Raw genomic sequence first — 17,186 nt, forward strand, 5'->3', positions numbered from 1 at the left:
TATATATTAGATTTGAAGATCGAGTGGCACTTGATTTAGCGACCAAGCCCCAGGAGGGCTCTGGGAGCTAGCTCCCAGAGCCCTCCTGGGGCTTAACCCTGAGACAGGGTTATAATTACACTTCCATAGAATATTTTTAAAAACCAATTAATAGAGGTCCCCTATATATGTCATTCATTAAGCAAGATGAGTTAAAATATTCATGTTTTTTCTATATGATATATATAGTTCTCTGATTGTTTTAAAAAATCGATCAACTTATATTTTCCACGCAAACAAAACTTTTTAAAATCTTGTTGCGTATTAGGATCGGTGGCAATTACTTTAAGAATATCTCCAGAATTCATATTCTTTAATTCCTTCTTAGCTTTCATTAAAGGGATTGGGCATTTTTTGCCTGTTACATCCAAAGTATTTTCTAACATATGTACATATGATCTTAAAAAAACATATTAATTTTTGTTTTTCAAAACTATATTAAATTAAGGGAAAAAACCCTTATTTTTTTTTAACTTATTACATAAATAACAATTAAAAAACATTCTAATTATAACATTCTATTAACTAGATTCCTATTCTCTAAAAAAAACATGAGTTTATACAAATACTTATCTCTAAAACACTTTTGACTTCGAATTTATTTATTTTTATTTTGTCTATTAAGATATTATTAACACGAATAAAGGCAAAGGACAAAGGTCTCATTAGTTAAAATAAAAATCTGTAAACATTCAAAATTGATATAAAAAAACATGATTCCTAAAATTAGATTTTAGAAAATGAATATCTTTATTTTTTTGGCTCATTCTGAGAGTGAAGAATCTTGTTACCAATATTTAGAGAACTAAAGAGATAAAATTGATGTTGCTTGTCATAATTATTCTCATAAAGAGCTCTAATAAATAAAAAACTGCCAGAATTATGAATGCAAACAATATAAACTACGTACTTCTTTCTTTGTGCAGTGCTACTCTTATGTTGAGTTACAAGGTGTCTTTTCTGATTTTGAATACAAGACCGTTCTATTTATAAGCGCTACAAACAAGAGATTTTCTTCAAAATAAATTCGGAAACAAGTAGCGTTTAAACACTATGAAACTATATGAATTATGGCTCATAAGCTTCATCGAGCTATGCCGGATACATCTTGAAGAAATAATAGAATTTGACAAAGGGGTATTTCACCAAATAGACCTCATAATCAAAATTTTATAAATATAACGAAATTAATGAAAGAGGAGTTATAGGCTATCAAAATTCTAGCTATTTCAGCAGAATCAATTCTATTAGAATACATAAAAACAGTTAATAAACCAAAACATGTAGACAGTTAAACTTAAAATATTAAGTACTCATCAAAAGAAGAAATTACTTGAGAACCTAGTAAAACACTGGACTAAACAACCATCGTTTTTAGCAATCGACGTATATTACCTGTTGATACATTACTGAAAAATTAAATTAATAATTACAAAAAAATCTTAAATGGATGTATACCACTATTCGTTAGTAATACTGAAAACTCTTTAGGCAATTATCACAAAACTAAAGGAAAACACCTCCAAAACACCTTATAATGAGTTTATTTATAAGCGCAATAGATAAAATTCTAGAAAAATTATTTGATAAGTCAGATGGCTTCTATCATAGATTATGATTAATTACTGATATCCAAAACGGTTAAAATCATTCTATCTAATAAGTAATATCAAGTCCTTTTTTAAGCAACTCTTCGTTATTTCTCTACTTTAATCGGTTTTTATTGATTTTTCGTGAATTACATTTCTCACTTTTTGTGAGAAATATATGTAAATTTATGTTACATAAAATAATTTAATCACTAAAACATAAATCATGCAAACTACAGAGAAGGTTGTAGATACTGCGGTATCTGCAACATCAGAAACCGGAGGAACAATAATGAATTCTTTAGGAGGTTTTTTTAATTCCATACAAGAAGGAGTTGGTCAATATGGACTAAAAATTGTTGGAGGTATTGTCGCTTTAATTATAGGTCTTTGGATCATAAAAATGATCATGAAAGCCATTAAAAAAGCATTTGATAAAAGTAAAATTGACCACACTCTCAAACCATTTCTCACTACGCTGGTAGGTTTTTTACTAAAAGTACTCCTCTTTATTTCTATAGCAGGCATTGTGGGGATTCCTACCGCTACCTTTGCAGCGTTATTAGCCGCCGTAGGATTAGCAATTGGAGGTGCTTTTAATGGTTCATTAGGACATATGGCAGCTGGAGTAATGCTATTAGTTTTCAGACCTTTTAAAGTTGGCGACCTCATTGAAACAGGTGGCAAACTAGGCTTTGTTAAGGAGATTTCAGTCTTTGTAACTATTTTGCAAACATTTCAGAATAAAACAGAAATTATCCCCAATGGCGCTATCACAGCTGGTACTATTACCAACCTTACCACAATAGGAAACCTAAGGGTAGATATGCCTTTTGGAATTCAATATGGAACTGATATAGAAAAAGCGAAAGAAATTGTGATGAATGTTATGAAAACCGATGACAAAGTAATGAAAGATCCTGCTCCAAGAGTGGCCGTAAACAACCTAGGGGCTAATGGTGTAGAACTACTGGCATTACCATACGCCACCTGTGAGGACTACTGGGATGTGTACTGGGATACAAGACAAAAAATTGTAGAAGCACTCGGAAAAGCTGCGTATGCTGCTCCACTTCCTCAACGAATCGTAACTATGAAAAACTAAGTTCGCAAAAAATTATACTTGCCTAAATAAAAAAGCACGATAAAAGATATCTTTTATCGTGCTTTCATTTATATTGAAAACTATTATTTTTTATTCTTCGCAGTAGCTGGTGGCGTATTCAATTTCTGACTCATCTCTAATGAAATAGCAGACTTATCAAATGTTAACTTACCAGATCCTGTCTCGATAATAACAGCATTATTTTTTTCACTAAAATCAAAAACCTTTCCATGAAGACCACTTTTTGTAACAATGCGATCTCCTTTTTTAAGTTCTTGAGCGAATTTCTTTTCCTTTTTAGCTTTTTGCATTTGTGGTCGTATCATAAAAAAATACATTACCACAAATATTAAAAGAATAAAAGGCAATTGTCCTCCAAATCCTTCCATAAAATTACTCGCTTACCGGAGTCCCGCTTGCTGGTTTAGCTTTTGGGGTTACCGTAGCTTTAATTTTAATCACTTCTTTTCCAGCTTCAGTATTCGCTGTAATAGTTACTTGTTTATTCTGAACGTTTGGCTTACCATTAGAATTAAATTTTACTAACATTTCACCTGTTGCTCCAGGAGCTACTGGTTCTTTTGGCCACTCAGGAACAGTACAACCACAACTACCTTTTGCATTCACAATTACCAGAGGAGCTTTACCAGTATTGGTGAATTTAAATGTATACTCTACTACATCTCCTTCATTGATTGTTCCAAAATCATGTTCAGTTTCAGCAAAAGTCATTACAGGAAAATCTGTGTTTTTTGCATCACGTTCTGCAGCATCTGCTACCTTTTCTTCATTAACTTTTTTGGCTGCCTCATCTTTACAAGACACAAAGGTCAAAGCAAGAACACCAGCCAAAATTAAAATTCCTTTTTTCATTACTTGGGTTTTTAATTAAATTGAGGGTTAAAAATACTATTTTTTTTGAACTACATAAGTCCACGGCCAACTTTATTTAGTTTACCGCTTTCTTGATACTCTTTTGATAATTTATCAAGAATTCCGTTTATAAATATACTACTCTTAGGAGTACTATACTCTTTTGCTATTTCTAAATATTCGTTAATTGTCACTTTTACAGGGATTGAGGGAAACTTTATAAACTCACAAATCGCCATTTTTATAACAGCTTTATCTAATTCTGCAATACGATCTTTATCCCAATTAGGTGTTTTTCCTTCAATTTCTTTTGCAAAATCTGCTCCATTGAGCGCAGTTTTCTTAAAAATATCTTTTGCAAATCTTTTGTCATCTGCATCTTTATAGAGTCTAGGCAGTGCCATTTGTTCATCATGGCTGGATTTCATTTTTCTGAGCATTTTAAGAATACCTGTATTAATCAGTGGCAAATCATCTATCCAGGTAAGTTTTTTATCCTCTATATACTCATAAAGCTTATCATTAGGCGCGATTATTTCTTTAAAAATATCAATAACAAAATCTTTGTCTTCATTAAAAGAGCTCATTTTGGTCTCCATATAATCGGCATAGAGTTCACTCTTATTAATCTCTCTCCATAAAATCTTTACATATTCATCATCCAAATCCCAACAATTCATCCTTTTTTGATCCATTGCTTGTCTAAGCTGCTCGTTTTTTTCAAGCAATAAAAGAACTTCGTTATTTATAAATTTTTGATTTGGATTTTTATCTTCTGAAGTCGCGAGGTATTTTTTCTTGCTTTTAGACAAAAAATCTTCTGCATGTTTTCTTATTTCTACCAGAAGTTGAAGATTTATTAGAAACAAATCATACATTTGGTCAATACTATACAGTAAAAATTTTTCTTCTTTATCTAGATTGTCACTCTGCGTCTGCTCTAATGCATAAAGCGATTGCATTACTTTAACTCTAATATGTCTTCTGGTTAACATAGGTAATTACAAAGAACTATTTATTATATTATAAAGGGCAAAAGTGTGGTTCACTTTTGCCCTGCAAAAATACTATTATTTTTTACCTACCTACCCTAAATCTCTTTTTTTATAGGTCGATTATTGATTTTTTTGTTGCAATTCTTTCTTCAGCGATACTATTCGCTGCAGCGTTTGTTGTCATACCAGTAGCCTTTGCTTTGTTCAAAATATCCAATGTAGTATTGTAGATATTTTCGGTTTTATTTATAATCTGTTCTCTTCCATAACCTTCGATCTCTGCAAAAACATTAATAATACCTCCTGCATTGATCAAAAAGTCTGGCGCATACACGATTTCTTTTTCTTGTAATAATATCCCGTGAGTATTTTCATCAGCCAATTGGTTGTTTGCAGCACCAGCGATCACCTTTGCCTTTAATTTATGGATAGTCTCGTCATTAATCGTAGCACCCAGTGCGCATGGTGCATATATGTCCATCATCTCTGCATACAGATCTTTTCCTCTATAAATTTCTGCATTATACATCGTACTAACCTGATGCAGTCTTTCTTCATTAATATCGCTGATTAATACATTCGCTCCTTCTTCTGATATTAATCTCACTAATTCTTCTCCAACATGTCCGATCCCCTGAACACATATTCTTTTCCCTTCTAAATTATCATTCCCATAAGCAAACTGAGCAGAAGCTTTCATCCCCATATAAACACCATATGCTGTTACTGGTGAAGGATTCCCTGCTCCCCCTTTTGATTCTGATATCCCGGTAACATACGGGGTGACTTCTCTTACGGTATCCATATCCGAGGTTTCCATACCCACGTCTTCTGCAGTATAATATTTTCCTCCTAATGTATGAACAAACTTTCCGAATCTCTTCATAAGCTCCGGGGTTTTTATTTTTTTAGGATCTCCAATAATAACCGCTTTACCTCCTCCCAAATTCAATCCAGTAATTGCAGCTTTATATGTCATTCCTCTGGATAACCTGAGAACATCATTCAACGCATCCCATTCTGTCTTATAATCATACATTCGCGTACCTCCTAAAGCTGGTCCTAAAATTGTGTTATGTACACCAATAATTGCCTTTAATCCTGTATCTTTGTCGTGACAAAAAACAATTTGCTCGTGATCATTAAAAGACCATTGCCCAAATACAGGAGCTTCTTTTTTTAATTGATGTGCAGTAAGTACTTCTGTTACCATTTTTGGAAATTTAAAACGTTATAAATTATATAATACTCAAAATTAGAGTGCTAAAATAGTGTTTTTTTACGAAATCAAATGTTTAAACTCAATAACTTTAAGAATTTGTTAATATTCTCTTCTCCTAAAAACTAACCTCTTATGCGTGCATTACGCCATTTAAACAAATATTTTTTTAAATATAAATACCGCCTTATTGTAGGTTTAGTTATTACTGTAATTGCCAGAATTTTTGCTATTGCAGTTCCTAAATTTGTAGGAGATTCTGTAGACACCATAGAACAGTATATCAACAAAGACATAACTAATATTTCTGAAGTAAAGACCGAATTGATTACAAATATCCTTTTGATTCTTGGCTCGGTGTTAATTGCTGGTTTTTTTACTTTTCTAATGAGACAAACTTTTATCGTAGTCTCAAGGTTTATTGAGTTTGACCTTAAAAATGAGGTATTCAAGCACTATCAGATATTATCTCTTAATTTTTATAAAAAAAATAGAACTGGTGATTTAATGAACAGGATAAGCGAAGATGTATCTAAGGTGAGAATGTATGTAGGGCCTGCGATCATGTATAGTGTAAACACCATCACTTTATTTGTCGTAGTCATCAGCTACATGATTAGTATTGCACCACTATTAACATTGTATACCGTAGCTCCATTGCCTATTTTATCAGTATCCATCTACAAACTTAGTGTAGCAATCCATAAGCGAAGTACTATTGTACAAGAATTTTTATCTAAACTAACAACCTTCACTCAAGAGTCTTTTAGTGGTATCTCTGTTATAAAAGCATATGGTATTGAGCCGCTAATCCTTAAAGATTTTACAGTTTTATCCAACACTGGTAAGGAAAAAAATATTGATCTCGCAAAAGTACAGGCTTTGTTTTTCCCATTAATGGCGCTACTTATTGGTATTAGTAATCTAATGGTTATTTATATTGGCGGAAAACAATTTATTGCTGGTACAATTGAAGACCTTGGCGTTATTGTAGAGTTTATAATTTTTGTGAATATGCTTACTTGGCCTGTCGCCACAGTAGGTTGGGTTACCTCAATTATACAACAAGCAGAAGCGTCTCAAGTACGAATAAATGAATTCTTGAAGCAGGAAGCAGAAATCACGAATAACCATACTGATCAAACTCCTGTGATAGGTAATGTAGTTTTTGACAATGTATCCTTTACCTATGATGATACTAATATTACTGCTTTAAAAGAGCTTAGTTTTACAATTAATTCCGGACAAACGATTGCTATTATTGGTAAAACTGGTTCTGGAAAATCCACTATACTTGATTTAATAGGTAGATTATATGATGTATCTAATGGTGAAATAAGAATAGATGGAACTCCTATAAAAGAACTTAATTTATCGGATCTAAGAAATAGTATTGGCTATGTACCGCAGGATGCATTTTTATTTAGTAGTTCAATTATAGACAACATAAGGTTCGGAAATCCAGATGCTACAGATGACGACGTCTTTGAAGCTGCAAAAAATGCTGTTGTACATAAGAACATTATTGGATTTAGTAAAAAATATGATACCATTCTTGGGGAACGTGGTATTACACTTTCTGGAGGACAAAAACAACGTGTTTCTATCGCAAGAGCTATTATAAAAAAGCCTTCGATACTTCTTTTTGATGATTGCTTATCTGCTGTTGACACAGAAACAGAAGAAGAAATTCTTACCAATTTGAGCAGAATTTCCAAAAATAAGACAACTTTTATAGTAAGTCACAGGGTGTCCACTGCTAGAAATGCAGATAAAATTATAGTTTTAGAAGAAGGCAAAATTATCCAACAAGGCACTCACAATCAACTCATAGACAACGATGGATACTATAAAAATCTTTATTTAAAACAACTTAGCGAAAAAGAAATTTGATATTTTGTTGTACGATTAACAATTTTTTTAGATTTTTGATTCCATCGTAATAGACTAACTAATTAAGAAATACGGATTATGAGCGATAATGAAATGTTAGAGAAAGAGGAGATTTTCTCAAAAGTCTTAAGAGCAGGAAGAAGAACATATTTCTTTGATGTAAGATCAACAAAAGCTGGAGATTACTACCTGACAATTACAGAAAGTAAAAAATTCACAAATGATGATGGATCTTTTCATTACAAGAAACATAAGATCTACCTGTACAAAGAAGATTTTGTAGGCTTTAGTGAAATACTAAATGAGATGACAGATTTCATTGTAAATGAAAAAGGTGAAGAGGTAATTAGCGAAAGACATCAAAAGGACTATCAAAAGTCTTATGAAAATGAAGGAGAAGCGAGTCAGGAAGTTGCTGCTTCTACAGAAAGTTTTACGGATGTAAGCTTTGATGACATATAAGACATAAGAACTTAATGTTAAACTTATGCAAACCGCTTCACTCTCTGAAGCGGTTTTTTTTATTTTCGGAAGGTTATAATTTAAGCGTTCTCAAATCATCACAAATGAAATACCTCTTTATTGCTATCACGATATGTATCCATTTTTTATCCTTTTCGCAAGAGGATTTATCGCTCGAATATTATCTTCCTAAAGATGTTTCATACGATCCGGCGATTCCGACTCCGCAAAGTGTTTTAGGTTTTATCCCCGGCAAGTGGCATGTCACCCACGATAAACTAGTAGAATACATGAAAGTACTGGCAAAATCTTCTCCAAGAATAACTATAGAAGACAGAGGAAAAACTTTTGAAGACAGACCTATCATACTACTGACTATAACATCAGAAAAAAATCATCAAAATCTGGAGCAAATCCGGAAACAGCATATCAAACTTACAGAAGCAGGGACAACAATTTCTGACCTATCCTCTATGCCAGCAGTAGTATACCAAGGTTTTTCTATACACGGTAATGAATCTAGTGGTTCTAATGCCAGTTTACTAGCTGCATATTACTTAGCCGCATCTCAGGGAGACAATATAGATGATATGCTTACTAATACGGTCATACTATTTGATCCTTCATTGAATCCCGATGGACTACAAAGGTTTTCGTATTGGGCAAACACTAATAAAAGTAAAAATATAGCTACTGATCCGCAAGATCGAGAGTATAGCGAAGCCTGGCCAGGTGGTAGAACCAACCACTATTGGTTTGATATGAACCGTGATTGGTTACCTGTACAATTGCCGGAATCCAGAGCTAGAATTAATACATTTCACAAATGGTATCCTAATATTCTCACGGATCATCACGAGATGGGATCTAACAGTACTTTTTTCTTTCAGCCGGGAATTCAATCCAGAACACATCCGTTAACTCCCAAATTAAATCAAAAAATCACAAGACAGATTGCTGATTACCATGCTGCAGCATTAGATAAAATAGGATCTCTTTATTTTACCGAAGAAAATTTTGATGACTTCTATTATGGAAAAGGTTCCACATTTCCGGATATCAATGGCGGAATCGGAATTCTCTTTGAGCAAGGAAGCTCCAGAGGACACGCGCAGAAAACTGATAATGGAATCCTAACATTTCCGTTTACGATCAGAAATCAATTTACCACTATACTTTCTACCCTGGAAGCTGCGCAGTCTATGCGTAAAGAACTACTACAATATCAGCAAAACTTTTATGCGAATGCAAAAAAAGAAACAACAAGCGGAACATATCTCTTTGGTAATGAAAAAGACGCCTCGTCTACGTACCATCTTGCAGAAATCCTAAAACGCCATAAAATCAAGTTTTATGACCTACAACAAGATATTACTCACGAAGGAAAAACATTTAAGAAAGGATATAGCTATGCTGTTCCTAAAAGCCAAAAACAGAGTCGCTTGCTCAAAGCTATGTTTGAAAGGAGAACTGCTTTTCAGGATAGTTTATTTTATGATATTTCTGCCTGGACTTTCCCGCTTGCATTTAATTTGGACTATACAGAAAAAACAACGATCTCTAGTTTAGGAAATGAGGTCATCGATTTAATTCACAGAAAACCTGCTATCATTACTAAGAGTGCGTATGGTTACCTATTAGAATGGCACGAATATTATACACCTGCTGTACTATACAAAATTTTAGCTAAAGGATTACGAGCAAAAGTAGGAATGAAACCATTTTCTTTAGAAAACAAAAATTATGATTATGGTACTATCTTTATTCCTGTTCAAAATCAAAAATTGAACACAGAACAACTCCATTCGTTCTTAAAAAAAATAGCTTTTGAAAATCACGTTGATATTACCGGAGTATCAACAGGTTTGACAACAGGAATTGATCTGGGCAGTAGTCAGTTCAGAACTTTATCTTTACCAAAAATTGCTTTATTTACAGGAAATGGGATTATTCCTTATGATGCCGGCGAAATTTGGCATTTAATGGATCAGCGATATAATATCCCTATTACAAAACTAACCACTGACAACTTAGGCAAAAAGGATTTATCCAGATACACTCATATCATACTACCTGGCAACAATAATCAGGTTTTTAATAACAAGAACGCTAGCAAGCTGAAAAACTGGATTAGAAGTGGTGGCACATTTATAGGATATAGAAATGCCGCAAGTTTTTATAGCAGTAATGCATTTATGGAACTAGAATTCATAAAAACCGTACATAATGCAAAAGACATATCTTTTAAGCAAAAAGATGATTTCCTGGGAGCACAAGTGATTGGTGGAGCTATTTTTGAAGCCAAAACAGATCGCTCTCATCCTATCAATTTTGGATATAAAAATGATAAAATTTCATTATTCAGAAATACAACTTTATTTATCAAACCAGATAAACAAAGCTATAATAATCCAATCCAGTATACTAAAACTCCATTATTAAGTGGCTACATTAGCAAAAAGAATTTAGATTCTCTGTCAGGAACTGTTCCTTTCAGACATCAAAAATTAGGATCAGGAAACGCTATATTATTTACTGATAATACTAATTTTAGAGGATTTTGGTATGGAACTAATAAGTTATTAATGAATGCTATCTTCTTTAGTAAAGAGATGTAGTACAAATTATAGTTTCTTGAGCTAATGCTGTTTTTTACTAAACATTTTTTGGATAACCCAACCCGGTCCAATTAATAAGAACTGAAGATCTTGTAGGAAGGATGGTTTTTTTCCTTCTAATTTATGCCCATAAAACTGACCTAACCAGGCAGCCGCAAAAATAATCAAAGAAACCAGCCATAAAGATGCATATTGAGAAATATAATAATTTACAACGATACAAAAAGCAGAAAATAGTAACACTTTTAATGCCATTGTAACAGATAGGCGCACATAAAAGAATATTATAAACAACATTACTACAAATGCCCAATTTTCTATAAATTGATTATCTCCTGGAACAAGAGAGGCTAAAAAACCATTAGGAATACTCATTAGCAAACCTGCAATCGAAAAATATATAGCCGGGACACATATAAAATGAATTGCAATATTTTTTTTATTTTGATGACTAACAGCATATTCTGCAAACCAAGTTTCTAAAGTTCTCATAATTTTAGTTTAATGATGTAACTAAGATAAGAATTTTTAGACTTATACTATATAAAATTGTAATTTCGAAAACCTTAAAATTTAAGAATTATGGCACGTACTCCTTCAAACATGGTACCATTAGGAACGATCGCACCAGATTTCACTTTGGTAGATGCGGTAACAGATAACAACATCTCGTTAAAAGATATTCAGGGGAAAAAAGGAACGGTTGTCATGTTTATCTGTAATCACTGCCCTTTTGTTATCCATGTAAATGGAGAAATTGTCAGGATTGCCAATGATTATCGCGTACAGGGCTTTGGTTTTGTAGCAATCAGCAGCAACGATATAGAAAATTATCCACAAGACGGACCAGAACAAATGTGGAAAACTGCTAGAAAAAACAACTACACTTTTCCATATCTATATGATGAAAGTCAAGAAACAGCAAAAGCATATGATGCTGCCTGTACTCCTGATTTTTATCTTTTTGATGCCGATTTAAAACTTATTTATCGAGGCCAATTAGATGATTCCAGACCTGGCAATGGTATTCCTGTAAATGGTAGAGACCTCCGACAGGCATTAGATGCAGTTCTTAGAAACACAAAAGTTACTGAACTACAAAAACCAAGTATTGGTTGTAATATCAAATGGAAAAAATAATCAACACCTCTTTGCATTATGCATACAGAAACTGTTTTCAAAAAATGCACAACAGATGATATTGACGATTTAATAGTCATAAGTCAACAGTTTTATCCGGAACATTATTCTCATATCTGGAAAAACAACGATACTAGCTACTATATAAATCTAAGTTTTACAAAAACAGCTTTTGAAAAAGATTTTAAAACTGAAAACATTAGTTATTACATCATCAAAAAAGCAAATAGAAATGTTGGACTTCTAAAACTTAGAGAACATCAGGGGTTTGACAAATACCCAACCAGTGAATCTATTCAATTAGAAAAAATATACCTTCTTAAAAGTGCGACGGGTTCTGGGATAGGAAAAGAAGCTATTAATTTCACAAAAAAGCGTGCTACTTTATTGAGCAAAAAGATAATTTGGCTAGATGTAATGACTACAAGTCCCGCACTTCATTTTTATCAAAAAACTGGATTTACTACTGTTACATACTATCATTTGGATTATCCCGGACTCAAGGACGGATATCGAGAAATGCAACGTATGCTCTTAGAAATTAAATTATAATGAAGATATAATTTTTAAATGTGCTAAATGATGATTGCCGTGCCAGGCATAAATCCCAATATCTTCTGCTAATGATATTTTGATATTACCCTCTGGGTGAATAAATATTTTATCTAAATTCTCATCAGATAAGCCTTTTAGAAAATACACCCATTTTGCATGAAGTGATTTTATAAGATCTAGCGAAAGATATATTGGTGCCGATTTTGCATCAAATAACTCAGCCCATTTATCTTCCTGATATGCTTTTATGACAGGCTTATTTTCTGTAAGTGCCCACTTAAAACGAATGTAGCCATGATGATGACTATCGTGGATATGATGTATTACTTGTCTGGCGGTCCAACCTCCAGTTCTATAGGGCGTCTCTAATTGTTCATTCGTAAAGTCAGAGACAAGTTCAGAGATCTTTGTTGGTAGTTCTTCTATTTCTTTTATCCAAAGAGAAATCTGCATTTTGGTAATCTCACTTGGACATTCAAATTTTCCTATTGGATATTGGTAATTCATATAATTGCAATTATTCTACCTTTTTATAAAGCACCAGATTAGAAGAATTATCTTGCATATCTTCCAGAAGAAGTTCTTCTTCATCCAATGATTTTATTTTGTATTTAAATATATATTCATCTTTTGGTGAAGAACAATACATAATAGCATCTTTAATTTTAACCTTTAATCTTTTTAGAAACTTACCTTCTCTAAAATTAAAACGTATGGTTTCTTCAAAAATCATATGTTCTTCCGGAAACTGAACATTTACCCATTTCCCTTGCAGCGTCTTATAAGTATTTCTGTTTTCAAATTTATTATCTAATAGCGCTTTCATTCTTAAACTATACTTGACAAAATTTTCTTCGATTTCAATTTTTTTAATTGCGTTCCCTACAAAAGTCTTATCAATCTGTTTCCCTTTATGGAAATATAATTTGGATTCAAATCTTGTAAAAGCATTAGAATAATCCATAACAACCTGGTTCAAATCATTCTTCTTTTCCATATATTTACGCTGCTTGTAGTTTACATGAATCAACTGATCGTTCCAAAAATAAAATATGGTAATTACCATGGCCTCTGGAGTGCCAATATTCTTTATAATCTTCTTTAATCGGTCATGCTCGTAGTATCCATTAAGCTCAGCACTGTGATCTGCCATTTCATCAAGAAACTCTTCAGGATCCAAAGAAAACACATCAGATTCCATATAACTATCAATAATTTCGATTTGATCTTTGATATTATTGATCACACCTTCGTCTCGTTGTGAAAAAGACAAAATTACACAACAAAATGTTAAAAAAACTGTTAGTATAGACTTCATAACTATCGCCGATGGTGTTTATACTTATTCAAAAAAAACTCAAAAAGGGCACGTAAATATCCGAATATTCACCGAGAATCTCAACATTTTATTCAATACTTATCTTTAAAAAACCTTTTAACTACTTAACAAACAATAACATACTCATTATGAATACATTAACAAACCTTTACTTTTTTATAACATTTACATCTTAAAGTCATCTACTAATGCCATTTCAGATTTCAAAATATTCCAAACAAAAGAACAATCATTTTTTGTTTAGACAAAAAGGGAAATTACGATCAGCTATCTCTTCTTTTTATTTTGAGGTATCTACAAAAAGAGCAAATTTGAGTGGATAATTTTATGAAGTGGTATAAAACATTAGTATCAGAAAATAGTTCATAAAAAAGAGTCTGTATAAAGTAATTATACAGACTCTTTTTTATGAAACTTAGAACAAAAAAACAGAAGTTCTAAAATCTTTTATTTTACAGCAACTAATTCTACGTCAAAAATTAATGTTGCATTTGGTGGAATAACACCTCCTGCACCATTGGCTCCATATCCTAAATGTGGTGGAATCACAAAACGCGCTTTGTCTCCTACCTTCAATAAAGCAATTCCTTCATCCCAACCAGAAATAACCTGCCCAGTTCCTAAAGGAAAATCTATCGGCTGATTACGTTTATATGAAGAATCAAACACAGTACCATCCGGTAAGCTTCCTTTGTAATGAACAGAAACTATTTTTTCATTTTCTGCCGCTACTCCATCTCCTTTTTGGATAATCTGATATCGCAGTCCACTATCCGTTTTATCAAAACCAGCAGCTAATTCTTCTAACAACTCTTCTGCTTTCTTATTTGCAGCAGCCTCACGCTCTTCCTTTGCTCCTTTGAATTGTCTAAATGTTTCAACGGCATTAAAGTTTTCTGCTTCATCTCCCACTCTAATAATTTCTAAAGAATCTATAGTATCTCCCTGAACTACAGAATTAACAACATCCTGTCCTTCTATTACTTTTCCAAAAACAGTATGCTTACCATCTAACCAGGCAGTTTCTATGTGCGTAATAAAAAACTGACTCCCGTTAGTACCTGGCCCGGCATTTGCCATGGATAAAACTCCAGGACCATCGTGTCTCAGCTCAGGATGAATTTCATCATCAAATTGATATCCAGGTCCTCCAGCACCAGTACCCTCAGGATCTCCTCCCTGAATCATAAAATCTTCTATTACTCTGTGAAATTTTAATCCATTATAATAAGGTTTCCCTTGAGGAATTACTTTATTCTCTATATTACCTTCTGCCAAACCTACAAAGTTCCCTACTGTACCAGGAGTTTTTTTATATTCTAGGTTAACAAGGATACTTCCTTTTGTCGTATTAAATTTTGCGTATAATCCGTCTTGCATAACAGCGTTTTTTTAAGCTTTTTGAAATTTTAAGTTGCAAAGATAGCTAATTGCAAATGGTTTATTATCTGAAAGTAAATTAAATTAAGAATAGTCTGAAATTCTATACACAGAGATCTTACTGTATTTTAAAAATTTAAAGATTTTCCAGTTATCACTTAGAAACACTCAAAATTCACGTAAATTTTGAGCCATAAATATATCAATACATACTAAGTTTTTTATAATACATTGTAAGCATATGTTTCCTTACACAATTCACTAATCTTAATGATATTACTTGATACTGATAAAAAACTATAATTCCCCATATAAAAGGATGACAGAATCGCTAAAAAAATCAAGCTTATTTTTTTAAATACTTTAATTTCATTGTAAAATCTCTGGTTTTTGACAAAAAAGCTATATTTGTTTCTTGATAAACTCAGATTATCTAGCTAATGAAATCATTATTTTGTCTTATAATAGGGCTATTTTTTATCTCTACAATGAATGCTCAAAGCATTTATGAAGCCGGTTATTTTATCGATAACGATGGTAACCGTAAAGAATGTTTAATAAAAAAACTTGCATGGAGAAACAACCCTACAGAATTTGAATGGAAACGCACAATTTCTTCTAGTGCTAAGACAGAAAAGATTGAGGACATCAAGGAATTTGGAGTAGGTGAAGACTTTTTGTTTAAAAGATATATACTAAAATTTGACTTAAATGGTGATACGGTAGGAAAATCTACAAAGTATAAAGATCCTGATTTAAAAATAAGAAAAATCTTTCTGAGAGTAATTCTTAAAAGTAAAGCATCTCTATATCAATACTCAGAAAATAATGTACATAGATTCTTTTATACAGATCAAAGTACTCCATACCCGGAATTACTTTTGTACAAAGTATATTACACTCCTGACGAAAATGAAAAACCAGGGGAAAAGATTATCCCTCAGGAAAACAATACATACAAAGAACAGCTTAAGAAAAAGTTAAACTGCAAAAAACAGAATGTATCTAATTTAACGTATACACAAGGGGATCTAAAAAAGTATTTCAGGAAATACAATGAATGTAAAGGTTACAAAATAGATTTTAATACTCGTAAAAAAATCAATCAAACAAGAATTGGTATTGTAGCAGCAGCTGATTTGACTGACTTCTCTCATTCTTCTCAATTCGACACTAATCAAGAAGCTAGTTATGAAAATAGCTTTGTTCCTCGATACGGGGTATTTGTTGAGTCGTTTATACCATTCTCAAAGGTGGATCTTAGTTTTTTCTTAGAAGGCACCTACAAGGCTTTTAAAACAACTACATCAGACCCTGTTTTAACAAATCTTGATTTAGAATTGGATTATAAAAGTATCAATATTGCTTTTGGTCCGCGATTCCATATATATTTAAGTTCAAAATTTGAATTATTTCTGGAAGGTGGAATAACTGTCGATTTTGATCTAGGCACTGTATCTAGTGTCTTTGCTGATAACGAAATAGAAAATGCTACCACTGATTATTTCTTTGGTGGTGGTTTGGGATCTGGGCGTTTTAAAATTGGTTTCAGACAATACACAGGTAAAAATATCTCAAAAAGCACCGCTGTAAGGGATTCTGATCTTAGTGCATCAAGTGTGTATCTTTCTATAAATATATTTTAGACATCATCGAGAAAACTAACTGGATATATACTTATTCTGTTTTAAAAACACTCAAGTAAACTACCTCAAGGCAAGCATACGAGGCATTTATCAGAAAAAAACATTTTAATTTCGAGGCAAGCCTCCTTTAAATCTTGATTATTGAGTAAAAAGTAGCAATTTCTTGTTTAGACAAAAAAGAAATTTAACACCATTTACCCTTTGAATTTACTGGAATAGCACATCCTTTTTTTCCTTAATTTCAGAATAAAAATCCTCTAATTAAGTCATTCCATAATAGCAATAATAATAGTAGTAGATAACTTCTTTAATATGAGTTTTTATCCTAACACC

The 17,186-nt window shown here is 32.4% G+C and carries 16 protein-coding genes; 7 read left to right on the top strand and 9 right to left on the bottom strand.

Annotation, left to right across the window (positions count from 1 at the left end; translation table 11 throughout):
* Positions 1-200: 200 nt before the first annotated feature.
* On the bottom strand, positions 201-425 hold the full coding sequence (locus tag F0000_RS22250; protein ID WP_149626928.1) for a sulfurtransferase TusA family protein: 225 nt from the start codon (positions 423-425) through the stop codon (positions 201-203).
* A gap of 1,429 nt (positions 426-1,854) precedes the next feature.
* Between F0000_RS22250 and F0000_RS22255 the strand changes: the two genes are divergently transcribed.
* Complete coding sequence (locus tag F0000_RS22255) at positions 1,855-2,733, top strand: mechanosensitive ion channel family protein (RefSeq protein WP_149626929.1); 879 nt, start codon at positions 1,855-1,857, stop codon at positions 2,731-2,733.
* An 83-nt stretch (positions 2,734-2,816) separates the two neighbouring features.
* Here the strand turns inward: F0000_RS22255 and yajC are convergent, their stop codons facing one another.
* From yajC to F0000_RS22275, 4 genes are all read right to left on the bottom strand, one after another.
* Complete coding sequence (yajC, locus tag F0000_RS22260) at positions 2,817-3,122, bottom strand: preprotein translocase subunit YajC (RefSeq protein ID WP_149626930.1); 306 nt, start codon at positions 3,120-3,122, stop codon at positions 2,817-2,819.
* 4 nt (positions 3,123-3,126) lie between these two features.
* Complete coding sequence (locus F0000_RS22265) at positions 3,127-3,606, bottom strand: DUF1573 domain-containing protein (protein ID WP_149626931.1); 480 nt, start codon at positions 3,604-3,606, stop codon at positions 3,127-3,129.
* Between the two features lie 50 nt (positions 3,607-3,656).
* On the bottom strand, positions 3,657-4,601 hold the full coding sequence (gene nusB, locus F0000_RS22270) for a transcription antitermination factor NusB (protein ID WP_255452850.1): 945 nt from the start codon (positions 4,599-4,601) through the stop codon (positions 3,657-3,659).
* A 109-nt stretch (positions 4,602-4,710) separates the two neighbouring features.
* Positions 4,711-5,814: a Glu/Leu/Phe/Val dehydrogenase dimerization domain-containing protein gene (locus tag F0000_RS22275; RefSeq protein WP_149626932.1), complete on the bottom strand. Its 1,104-nt coding sequence runs from the start codon at positions 5,812-5,814 to the stop codon at positions 4,711-4,713.
* Positions 5,815-5,955: 141 nt separating this feature from the next.
* Between F0000_RS22275 and F0000_RS22280 the strand changes: the two genes are divergently transcribed.
* The 3 genes from F0000_RS22280 to F0000_RS22290 all read left to right on the top strand — a co-directional run bounded on the left by F0000_RS22280 (position 5,956) and on the right by F0000_RS22290 (position 10,793).
* A complete protein-coding gene (locus F0000_RS22280; protein ID WP_149626933.1) occupies positions 5,956-7,713 on the top strand; it encodes an ABC transporter ATP-binding protein in 1,758 nt (585 codons plus the stop codon).
* A gap of 78 nt (positions 7,714-7,791) precedes the next feature.
* Entirely contained in the window at positions 7,792-8,175 is a 384-nt protein-coding gene (locus F0000_RS22285; RefSeq protein ID WP_149626934.1) for a PUR family DNA/RNA-binding protein, read from the top strand.
* A gap of 104 nt (positions 8,176-8,279) precedes the next feature.
* Entirely contained in the window at positions 8,280-10,793 is a 2,514-nt protein-coding gene (locus tag F0000_RS22290) for a M14 metallopeptidase family protein (protein WP_149626935.1), read from the top strand.
* A 21-nt stretch (positions 10,794-10,814) separates the two neighbouring features.
* Here the strand turns inward: F0000_RS22290 and F0000_RS22295 are convergent, their stop codons facing one another.
* On the bottom strand, positions 10,815-11,285 hold the full coding sequence (locus F0000_RS22295) for a DUF962 domain-containing protein (protein ID WP_149626936.1): 471 nt from the start codon (positions 11,283-11,285) through the stop codon (positions 10,815-10,817).
* A 90-nt stretch (positions 11,286-11,375) separates the two neighbouring features.
* Here F0000_RS22295 and F0000_RS22300 point away from each other — a divergent pair, with 90 nt between their 5' ends.
* Positions 11,376-11,933: a thioredoxin family protein gene (locus F0000_RS22300; RefSeq protein WP_149626937.1), complete on the top strand. Its 558-nt coding sequence runs from the start codon at positions 11,376-11,378 to the stop codon at positions 11,931-11,933.
* Between the two features lie 18 nt (positions 11,934-11,951).
* Complete coding sequence (locus F0000_RS22305; RefSeq protein ID WP_149626938.1) at positions 11,952-12,485, top strand: N-acetyltransferase; 534 nt, start codon at positions 11,952-11,954, stop codon at positions 12,483-12,485.
* On the opposite strand, the gene F0000_RS22310 is transcribed toward F0000_RS22305, so the two are convergent.
* The 3 genes from F0000_RS22310 to F0000_RS22320 form a co-directional block, all read right to left on the bottom strand.
* On the bottom strand, positions 12,480-12,995 hold the full coding sequence (locus tag F0000_RS22310) for a YfiT family bacillithiol transferase (protein ID WP_149626939.1): 516 nt from the start codon (positions 12,993-12,995) through the stop codon (positions 12,480-12,482). The genes F0000_RS22305 and F0000_RS22310 overlap by 6 nt on opposite strands.
* A 10-nt stretch (positions 12,996-13,005) precedes the next feature.
* Positions 13,006-13,806, bottom strand: a complete 801-nt coding sequence (locus tag F0000_RS22315; RefSeq protein WP_149626940.1) for a hypothetical protein — start codon at positions 13,804-13,806, stop codon at positions 13,006-13,008.
* Between the two features lie 468 nt (positions 13,807-14,274).
* Complete coding sequence (locus tag F0000_RS22320; RefSeq protein ID WP_149626941.1) at positions 14,275-15,207, bottom strand: peptidylprolyl isomerase; 933 nt, start codon at positions 15,205-15,207, stop codon at positions 14,275-14,277.
* 440 nt (positions 15,208-15,647) lie between these two features.
* Here F0000_RS22320 and F0000_RS22325 point away from each other — a divergent pair, with 440 nt between their 5' ends.
* On the top strand, positions 15,648-16,853 hold the full coding sequence (locus tag F0000_RS22325) for a hypothetical protein (protein WP_149626942.1): 1,206 nt from the start codon (positions 15,648-15,650) through the stop codon (positions 16,851-16,853).
* Positions 16,854-17,186: the final 333 nt, after the last annotated feature.

Source organism: Aquimarina sp. RZ0 (assembly GCF_008370685.1).
In the GTDB taxonomy this organism is placed as follows: domain Bacteria; phylum Bacteroidota; class Bacteroidia; order Flavobacteriales; family Flavobacteriaceae; genus Aquimarina.